This window comes from Clostridium beijerinckii, from assembly GCA_003129525.1.
Classification (GTDB): Bacteria; Bacillota; Clostridia; order Clostridiales; family Clostridiaceae; genus Clostridium; species Clostridium beijerinckii_D.
The window spans coordinates 18,418-29,114 of the sequence record CP029330.1 but is presented as its reverse complement, the minus strand read 5'-3'; the positions used below and the strand labels follow the sequence as shown (position 1 = coordinate 29,114).

At 28.4% G+C, this 10,697-nt stretch carries 8 protein-coding genes and 2 pseudogenes; all 10 read right to left on the bottom strand.

The window, feature by feature from the left end; translation table 11 throughout:
- Positions 1-538: 538 nt before the first annotated feature.
- The 10 genes and pseudogenes from tet_rib_protect to DIC82_19400 all read right to left on the bottom strand — a co-directional run bounded on the left by tet_rib_protect (position 539) and on the right by DIC82_19400 (position 10,695).
- Positions 539-2,492: pseudogene (gene tet_rib_protect, locus DIC82_19445) on the bottom strand (tetracycline resistance ribosomal protection protein).
- Between the two features lie 33 nt (positions 2,493-2,525).
- Positions 2,526-3,743 (bottom strand): annotated as a pseudogene (locus DIC82_19440) (MFS transporter).
- Between the two features lie 1,046 nt (positions 3,744-4,789).
- The gene (locus tag DIC82_19435; protein AWK53168.1) at positions 4,790-5,131 is read right to left on the bottom strand and encodes a hypothetical protein; all 342 of its coding nucleotides are present in this window, start codon (positions 5,129-5,131) and stop codon (positions 4,790-4,792) included.
- A gap of 104 nt (positions 5,132-5,235) precedes the next feature.
- Positions 5,236-5,757 (bottom strand): hypothetical protein, encoded by a 522-nt coding sequence (locus DIC82_19430; protein ID AWK53167.1) that lies wholly within the window; start codon positions 5,755-5,757, stop codon positions 5,236-5,238.
- Positions 5,758-5,988: 231 nt separating this feature from the next.
- On the bottom strand, positions 5,989-7,263 hold the full coding sequence (locus DIC82_19425; GenBank protein ID AWK53166.1) for a replication protein: 1,275 nt from the start codon (positions 7,261-7,263) through the stop codon (positions 5,989-5,991).
- Positions 7,264-8,030: 767 nt separating this feature from the next.
- Positions 8,031-8,627, bottom strand: a complete 597-nt coding sequence (locus DIC82_19420) for a hypothetical protein (protein AWK53165.1) — start codon at positions 8,625-8,627, stop codon at positions 8,031-8,033.
- 28 nt (positions 8,628-8,655) lie between these two features.
- The gene (locus tag DIC82_19415; GenBank protein AWK53164.1) at positions 8,656-8,841 is read right to left on the bottom strand and encodes a hypothetical protein; all 186 of its coding nucleotides are present in this window, start codon (positions 8,839-8,841) and stop codon (positions 8,656-8,658) included.
- 29 nt (positions 8,842-8,870) lie between these two features.
- A complete protein-coding gene (locus DIC82_19410) occupies positions 8,871-9,068 on the bottom strand; it encodes a phosphatase (GenBank protein AWK53163.1) in 198 nt (65 codons plus the stop codon).
- A gap of 341 nt (positions 9,069-9,409) precedes the next feature.
- Complete coding sequence (locus DIC82_19405) at positions 9,410-9,646, bottom strand: XRE family transcriptional regulator (GenBank protein ID AWK53162.1); 237 nt, start codon at positions 9,644-9,646, stop codon at positions 9,410-9,412.
- Between the two features lie 539 nt (positions 9,647-10,185).
- Positions 10,186-10,695: a hypothetical protein gene (locus DIC82_19400; GenBank protein AWK53161.1), complete on the bottom strand. Its 510-nt coding sequence runs from the start codon at positions 10,693-10,695 to the stop codon at positions 10,186-10,188.
- Positions 10,696-10,697 lie beyond the last annotated feature (2 nt).

Here is a 10,697-nt window from a genome sequence, read left to right as displayed (position 1 = left end):
TTATTTATCGTAGACATATTTTAAATATATTTCAACCTAAAAATGCCACTTATAGACTTTAGAATATCCATGTATTTTATGTTTATGTAATCATATGATTTATAGACAGTGTTAAATAAAATAAGATCAGGGTTTCTTCTTAACCCCTAGCTTCATTCAGAAATAAGTCTATCTAAGTTATTGTGTGTAGTATTAAATTTAATAAAAAGAAGTACCTTACTTTAGATACTCCTTAGATTACTACATAGTTTAAGAAGAATGTGTCGTATCTATATATTTATATTATTTCTTATTCTATAGTCATATTGACCTGTCCAATAAAAAAATTCTGAATGAACATACTTTTTCATTTAAATATTTGATAAAAAAATAAAATACTCTTACCATATTTTCAAGGTAAGAGTATCTATAATATATATGTCTTAAAATATTACTCATAACTCAAAAGTCATCAATACCTTTTTGGTTATGCTTTAAAGTGTAACACCTTAAAGTTATCTACTGTCTACCCTACATTAAATTAAGTGCTTTATTCCAATTAATCTCTAATTGCATTTAACTTATGAAGTAAATACTCTTTTTTGTTTAAAGGGTCATAGGTTGATTTTTGGCGGGTTTTAGCAAATTCAAATGGAACTTTCTTGTATCCAAAAAACTTTGTTAAAAACATACCTTTTCCTTCTGTATACGAAGCTATTTTTAGCTTGTATTCTTTTGAATTTTCTACTGGTATTAACCCTTTTATTAAAAATTCATCCTCAACAATAATCGGATTATCAAAGGTTGCTCTCATAGTTTGCAAGTCCAAATAGCTTTACTCAAAACATTTTGTGGAATCCTTAGTTCAAACTCATGCAGAGGTTCCAATAAGTCAGTTTTAGCCTGATGCAATGCTTCCATAAATACCATAGGAGTTACATTTCTAAAGTCCGCTGGGGTGCTGGCTGGACTAAAAAATTCTCCGCAGGTAAGTGTAACCTTTATATCAGTGACTTCCCAACCAAAAAGGCCTTGCTTACTTGTCTTAACAACTGCTTCCTCAATAGCATTTTGAAAAGATTTTGGTAATGATCCTATTGATACATTAGACATATATTTTAATCCTTCTCCCCTTATCCCAGGCTCTATTTTTAGACCTACCGTTGCCCAGAAAGGATTTAATCCTTCTGCATAAGCATCATTGCAGTACCAACACCTTTAGGCGTCTCTTTGTAAATAGTCTGGATATTCGAAAACTCTACTTTAATTCCATAGAAATCATCTAATATAGAACTTAGTATTTCCATCTGAACTTCACCAAATAAGTTAATATAAATCTCTTTATCTTCATCATCCATGCCTAATTCTAATAGTGGGTCTTCTTCTGTAAGGAATGTTAATGCCTTAAATAATTCTCTATTTTCTTCTTTATTAACAGCAGATATATTCGTCTTTAATGTTGGTTTAGCTATAGATATATTTTTAGTTCTATCATTTGCAATTCCAATGACATCCCCAACCTGAAAACTTGTAAAGTCCATGTAGAATACCTATATCTCCCGACTCCATGCTGGCGATTTCAATTAGCTTACCATTTTCTAAACCATTAATTTTCTTCACTTTTTCTATAATATCTTTATTAGGAACTTCAATTCTATCTCTTACAGAAATTTTGCCTCCAAATAATCTTACATAAACTTTCTTTTCATTTGTATTTGTCCTTTCAATTTTGAATACCACTCCAGATAAATCACCACCGCTGTCTTTACTTGCAATGGTAGGTAACTGCAAATTCCATCTAATAATTGTTTGATACCAAGACCAACTGATGCTGCACCGAAAAGCACAGGGTATAAACTTCCTTCTCTTGAATACAATGAAATTTTTTCTTGTATTTCATTTTTATCATATTCTATCCCGTTAACATATTTCTCTAAAAACACTTCATCTAAATCTGATAAAACATTAATAATTTCATCATTTGTTGTATTTATTTCATCCAAATTATTTAGACAAACCTCTCTACTTCCTTCACCATGTGCCTTTTGTAATCTAACTATCTTATTAGACATAGCCTTTTTTATGTCCTCAAAAACTTTATTGCAATTTGCTCCAACTCTATCTATTTTATTTATAAAAATTATTGTTGGAATTTTTAGGGTCTTTAATGTGTTAAATAATATTCTTGTCTGGGATTGAATACCTTCTACTGCAGATATAACTAATATAGCTCCATCTAAAACACTTAAAGAGCGTTCTACCTCAGATACAAAGTCTGCGTGTCCTGGAGTATCGATAATATTTACTTTAACACTATTCCATGTGAAAGATATTGCTGAAGATTTTATAGTAATTCCTCTCTTACGTTCAAGCTCCATTGAGTCCGTTTGAGTGCTTCCTAGGTCTACTTTACCAACTGATTTTATAGCTCCACTGTAGTATAAAAGATTTTCAGTTGTAGTTGTTTTGCCTGCATCAACGTGAGCCACAATTCCTATATTAATTGTTTTCATATGTATCCTCTCCCCCTTTAGCGCTCTTAACATCTTTTTATCCATTATCAAAGAAAGGATATATAAAACTAATACTGGCGTTACTAATAATGAAGTACATGCTATACCAATACTTATAGAAAATTTTGTAGCTATAATCCCAATAATTGGTCCCCCTATAATTTGTCCTAATGCATTGATTTGTCCATTCATAGAAAGTATAGTTGCCCTTGCACTATCATCTATATGATTATTTAGCCATGCATTAAATATAGGATCATTTATAGATCTAAACAGACTTGTTGATAAATACGCTACTAGCATTAAATTAAAGTTTCTTGTAAGTGCGAATGCTAACATAAAGGATATATAAAATATATTTGCAACCAATAATATCTTCCCACTCTGATTCTTATCCTCTTCTTCTAATTTCTTAGCTATAAACTGCATTGCTATAGCACTTAATACCATTCCAGCAATACCAAATATCCCAAACCAAGTTACAGGCTGAAGGTTTCCTATCTTAGGAAGCGTAGTGTCTTGTAGGAAATGTGCATTGGAAAGTCTATCATAACCTTCGCTAGATAAACCATAAAATAGAGTTACAGAAAGTAAAATCATCATTATATATTTACTTTTCACAAACTTTAAGCCAGATTTAAAGGTATATCCCATCTTTCTAAAAGTGTTTAGATCTTCTGCAGCAGATGGTGTAAAATTATTCTCTGGCATATACAATGCTAAAAATAATGCACTAATCACAAATAAACATCCACTGATTATAATAGGTAATCTAACAGACAAATTACCTACTATGGTACTTAGTATTATCCCGATAACTGCTCCTATTTGTCCTGCTTGTGCTCCTTTTATATATATTTTATCTAAGTCTTGTTCTTTTTCTTCCTCTGCAATCCACGCCTCAATAGACCCACTAGTAAAAGTTGAACCTAATCCCCATATTATCTGTGCTACAAGCACAGAAGCAAAACTAGAAATGGAGCCTTCTAAAATAAATCCTAATCCTGTCAAAACTGCACCAATAACAATAGATAACTTACGGCTATATATGTCTGCAACTATCCCTGTAGGAATTTCAAATATAAAGCATGCCGCCTCTAATGTAGTGCCCACAAGTATAAGTTGAAGTGGATTTAAATGAACCTTTTCAATGTGGTATACTATCATAACTGTAGCAACCAACGAAAAACACATCGCCGTAATAGCTGAAAATAACAAATAAATTTTATATGCTGAAAGTTTTTTAACCATTAATTATTCACCATCCCTATATTATGAAAAAGTTTGTTTGTACTTTGTATTCTAGATATCTTAATCATCCTAATAATCTCCTTCAAAAAACAAAAAGCCGCAAATGAACATCGGTTCACTTACAGCCTCATAATTATATGGCATAAATATAAACATGAAATATAGGACTTTAATTTATACAACTTATTACTAAGTTATATAGACTAAAATCTTATATCATATTTATAAATGCAGCAAAAATAGGCATAAAAATACCGTGTTTAAAACACGGCTTTCCTACTTATGCAAATAAGGTGTAACATGCTCATTTTAATATTGATTATTTTAGAAGTACACAAATAAACATGGTAGTGATTAATATTTTTCAAATTAATTCCACCACTAATAAACCTTGATAACTCAAGATTTTTCAAACATACTTTCTAAAATCAATCCTTATTCAGTTAGTTTAGTTAAAAACTACCTCTTTGCGCATATTTACAACACCTTTTCATTTATATTTTTTTCATGTTTATATTTAAATCTATTTATATTATACATAAATTTAGTATTTTTTCAACATTTTATTTTCTATCAATTATGATACATTCTCAATTTCAACTAAAAAATTGTATCAAATTTCTCCAATGTGTTCATTATGTATTCATGAATTTCATTGGTGGAGGTAACTTACATTAAACTTCCATAAACAAAAGTCTACATAATTTATGGTACAACTCAGCGTCCCTAATTCTAATACTTTAATATAGTTAAGCCATCATAAATTACTAATATTCATATATCATGACTTTACGATTCATAAACCATAATTAACTCTAACATAATATGGCCTCCTAAAAAACAATTATAATCATGTATTCATTAATATTTGTTGTACACAATAATTTACTATTATGTATTAAATATACCATATTATAGTATATATAAAATATATACTATAATAATGCATCAGAGCACTATAGTTTTTTTGATACACAACAATTTCTACAACATATATACATAAATAAATCACCTATATTTCAATAAATGCTTTTATAGAATTGATATTACTTTTGAAATATTGTCTTAGCAGTACTTAATAATCTATATATTGTTGTTCTGGATATATTATATTTATTACTTAATTGATTGACTGTTAATCCATTAATATATTTATCTATAAAAATTTCTTTATGCAGTTTGGCATTTTTATGTAAACATATCTCTATATTAAATAATTGTGACTGGACATCCATTAATCTATACTGTTGTTCTCTAATTTTACTTTCAATTTTTAATTTTTCTATGAACTCAGTTTCTTTATCTAATGCAGCCTTATATTCCATTATATTATCTTTTATACTTATTATATCTTTGGCCTTAACCATAATTATCCTCCTACATAGCATATAAACTTTTTAATTCTTCATCAAATCTCTTTTCTACTGATCCATATGATTTATAGACACCATTATTTTACAATTTAAATTCACTTAACTGCATTTAAATTCACTTAACTGCATTTAAATTTCTTCTTATATGCTTCTTTAACAAGAGTTTTTAAGTCATTATAGTTCTGTTCTATACTTTTAATATTTTGTTCAACTAAATAAGGGCAATTAACCCATAGTAAAGGATAATTTTCACTAACATATGAATAAAGTGCTTTCTTTTCAATCTCTGTAGGTATATTATCAGGTGCAACTGGTATAGGAATATTATCTCTTAACGCTAACCTATCAGCGGTCGTAAAATCATAATTTATGAAATTAGTTAAAGAACTATTAAGTTCCTCTTGATTTAGTTCATAAACTCCGTTTTCATCTAATTTAACCCTTGTAAATGATATAAGGTCTAATTCATAAGGTTTGCGGTTCAATGTTTCATAACACAATGTTACAAGTAATACCTCTTCATTGGCTAAACTTGGTACTGCTTTATATAGTGACCTATATGTATAAGTTGAATGTTTAGGTTTAGGAATCTTATGTACCTCATTTTTATTAGATACATATAAATATATGCTACCGCTCAAAAAATCACTCCTCTAATATTGTTTTGTATTCTAATAATCCTTGTATAGAATGTATTGATTGTATATACCAGTAATACATCGTATACCATTAGTTTATTGCCAAAGGCTGATTTATACTCCCCCTATCTTCTATGCTATTCTTTAATAGAAAGGTAGTTATATCTTTATTTAATAAGAGAGTACCCCCTACAGGGATACTCCACATATTTATAAAGACCATTTCATTGCACCTTATAAATTCCAATATAATTTTATTGTTCTTAATCCTTTATTTAACTGCTCTGCTACTTCCTTTTGCTTAAATCCTTGCTCTTTTAACTCTTGTATTGATTTAATTGTATTTTGCTTTTGTTGTTCTCTTGAAGTTAATCCATTTTCATTCCTTGGAGTTCTTTTAGCATTCTTTCTTCTATACTTCTCTTGTATCCCTATAATTGTTTTAAGTTTACTTTGCTCATGCTCTGTTATATTTAATCTCTCGATTAATGTTTCGTTCTTATACCAGTAACCGCCCTTGTCTCTTAATCCTTTAGTTACTTTTTTACGCTCTCCGTTTCTTATCCCTTGCTCATAAGCTATAAACTTATCTATTGCTTTAGGTATGCACCTAAGTATTGCATTAACTTCATTATCTTTTAATGGTTCTTTGAAACTATTATTTAAATCTATTACCTCTTTAGCCAGTTCCTCTTCATCTCTTATATAAATACCCTTCCAGTATGCAAAACAATGTAAAATCATATTTCTATAACCTTTTACACTATAATTTCTTAATTTACATAGTGTTATTATGTCGCTTGAACGTGTCATATGAAGGCTATATGAGTTAAAAAAACTATTTGCTATTACTTTATGGCTTGTATTCTTTTTAGTCTCTATAAACTCTAATTGCTTTGTTTTAGGCTTATAATGTAAATATTCTTCTCTTAAATCATACATAGAATGTTCTATTGAATTATCTATCATCAAGGCTCTGCAAGTAGCATTATTTTTACTGTTTATTGTTCCTGGTAATCTTAATATTCTTGCTCCATCTGTTGCGGCCATATCTGCACCCAAATGCTTTAATTTATAATATAAATAATCCTCTAACTCCTGCCATGTGTGCAATGCTCCATAAGGTGCGTTTGCTATTCTCCAATAAATATGAATACCTCTACCGCTATTTACTATCATAGTAGGCTTTGGAATCTCTTTATTTTCTACTAACTCTAATACCTTATATGCAGTTCCTAATTGGTCGCCCTCTACTCCATCAATATCAATATATAACGCCCTAAATTGTCTTATATTTTCAACACCACGAAAAGGCTTGTACATTGTATTAGGTGTTATATATGTATCGGTCTGCCCTTCTACTTGCTCCACTACTTCTCTTAATCCAGTTACATTTGTATTATATATTTTAATAATTTTTTTATCTTCAAATTTAATTAATTGAATGTATCCATCTGTATTCTCACTAAATAAGTGTTTTTCATATTCTTTTGTTGCTAATTGACCCATTTTTATCCCTCATTTCATTCAAAAAGCCTCTTAGGTTTTCCCTAAAAGGCTTGAACGAAACTTAACTAAATGTTATAATTCATTTAGTTAAAGACTTCAATGCTTTTTAGGTAGTTCGGTTACCTGATTAGTAGCTTTCATAGTATATTTGCGGTATATTATGAAAACGTGAGGTCTTTTATTTTTTTATCTTTTTAAATTATACCTCATATTTCATCATATACCAATACTTTATCGGTTCTATGTTGCTCTATATTCAAAATTACAAATTATTCTATTAATTTCGCTTTATGTTTCTTTTAAATTTTCATCTAAAAATACACTTCCCTTTTCTAACATGGCTATTTTACTGGGTTTTCACTTTTCACATTTCCGAAATTCAACTACTCATTTCCGCTTTTTATAAAAACGGAAAAGGAAACGTAATTTTAAAATTTTTTGTGCCTAAAATTATTTCGGGCATCGTTCGACCCGCAATAACCAAAATGCCCTAGAAGTACCTTTTGGTTTTGCCAATCTTCGCATAATATGTTGATATTACAAGGCTTTAGGCTTATTAATATTATTTGTTTTTATATGAATTATTATCTCTTTATACATAGTTTACCTTGAAAAATTACTTTGAAAGATGTAATAAAATATAGTTAATCTCTTACATTATTTTTTTATGCTCTTATCCCTTTTATATCAATGCTTTAAAACACTTTACTATCTCCATTATGTAAGATATAGGTTTTTTATATTACATTTAAACCGACACTTCCGTTTTACTTTTTATACTTACGCTTTCTTATTAATGCTAACGGACTACTAATCTTATTTATTGTATTATCTCTTACCTCTTGGTCTATTCCTACATACCTAATCGTATCCCTTGCATTTTCGTGCATTAAAAAGTTTTTAACATCATCAAGGCTTCCAGTATTCATATAGATATGATATGCACATGTCTTTCTTCCTGAATGAGTTCCAAAGTCTTTTATTCCTACACTATCACTTGCTTTCTTTAATATTCTATATGCTTGGGTATAGCTTAGGTTTGTGTTATCCCCCCTATTATTAGGGAATAACACTTCCCATGATTTTTTTCCTTTGATATAATTGTCTAATTCTTTTTTTAAATCCTTATGAATTAATATCTTTCTTTCCTCTTTGTTGGCTCTGTTTTCTGTTTTCTTCTCTCTTATTATTAATCTATTCCCTTGAATATCCCTTACCTTAATTGGTAATACATCACTTGCTCTAAACCCTGTATATCTTAATATTAAATAAAACATATACATGCGTTCATCATTTGCCATTAGATATTCCAATAAATCAAGTTCTAAATCTTCGTTTTTTATAGGTTGTACCGCTTTTCCCATTTAATCACCTCACAACCTTATTAACTTATTAATAAATGTTTGCTATATAAAGTATTGCTACACTTTCGCTTACACCATCAAAATAAGGCATTACTTGCAGTATTCTTGTCTTTGGATTATCTTTTTTAAATTTATTAAATGCTTTCTCTAATGTATTAGAGCTATCACAACTATATTTTTTAATTTCTACTCCATGAACTCCTATTGAACTCATCATATCCTCTTCACTCCAATTAATCTCTTTTAATTTGCACTCTCTATAATCTTTTTATCATTTTCTTTGCTTTCTTCTTTTAACATTTCACTTGCTTTTCTTTCCCAATATTGATTTTGATTATTTCTAATTTTTTCTTTATTTTTTTGATAATACTGCCTATTGTATTCCCTTCTTAATTCTTTAGATTTATTAATTATCTCTTGTTGTTTATCTGTTGCCTCCAACCTCTTCAACCTCCTTTATTATTGAATTTAATTTGATTTATATTTACTATTATAATTAATATTTTTTTATTTTTTTATAGTCTTTCTATAGTTTTTCTATAGTTTTTCTATAATTTTTCTAAATGTTGAATTTGATTTATATTTTTAATTGTATCTTGTTTTTAAATGAAAATTATGCGTTTTTTATGCGTTTTTTATGCGAACTGAATTGAATTTGATTTATATTAATATTATTAATTTATTACCTTTAATTTGCCACCCCATCTTTTTACCATGTTTTCACCACGTTTTTTTAATAAAAATAGCCATACCCCCGTTTTTAGGAATATGGCTTTATGTACTTACCATCTTTTCAATATATCTTCTATTTCTTTATCCCAAAATAGCAATTCTAATAAGCTTACTTTAAGCACTCGTGATAATTTTTCAGCAGTCTTTAAACTTGGTGACCTAATCCCCAGTTCTAAGTCTGAAATATAACTTTGACTTACTCCCGCAAACATTGCTACTTGCTTTTGAGTTTTTCTCTTTAGTTTTCTAAATGTCCTTAAATTTTTACTGAAATTAATTTCATTCATTTGTTTATACCCCCGTTATTTAAATAATGTTTTATATAATTTTACACTATAACTAATTTGTAATAACGTTAGTTCTTGAACCTTTATACCTTGGTTAATTAAGTCCTTTATTAATTCTTGGTATGCAATTATATTCATTTCTCAATATTCCTCCTTTACGGAGCAATTACAAAGAGGTATAATCATATTGCTGATATGGTGGTATACCCTTTGTGGTTGCTACCTTTTTTATTTGTACAACTACTTATTTTTCTTTAACTTATATTCAACTTCTAACCTAAATTCATTATTTATGTATGCTTTCATAAAGGCTTCTAAAACGTCATTCATTTTATCTTTATTTTTAGCACACTTCTCTTTAAATTCTTGCTGAATATCAACGTCTATTGTAGTTGTAAATGGCTTTCTTTCCACTGTATCACCTCCTATGTATATTATTATATTATGTTTTTGTAAACATATTTTATATTTTTATTCAATTATATTTTATATGTTTTAACAACACAAAAAAAGCAATCTATAATCAGACTGCTTTCATACTATTTATTTAAATAATCTATCATACATTTATTTATAATTTCTGATATGCCTACACCCTCAATTTTGGCTTTTTCTTTAATAAGTGAATAAATCTCCTTATTAACTCTTAAACTCGTTACGGTGGTTGTATCGTCATTTATTTCTATACTACACCTTGTATTTTTCTTTGTAGTATACTCATTAATAATCTGATTTAATGTATCTATATCTATATTTAATAACTGCTCTAACTTTTCAATATCATTATTATTAAATGCCTTTTTTTCTTGTTGCTCCTGTATTGATTCGTTTTGTATTATTTTTGTAGTTTCTATTGTAGTATCTTTTAAAATCCATTGATTATCTACTTTCTTATAACCTTTTCTATCAAGTCTATTTTTTACAACCTTCTCATTAACACCAAAATCATTAGTTTCTATATCTTTTTGAGTTCTACCCTTTTTTAATTCTGTGTTCATATGCTCTGCAACCTTTGTTATATCCATAGTATTAATATTATAAATTCCCATAC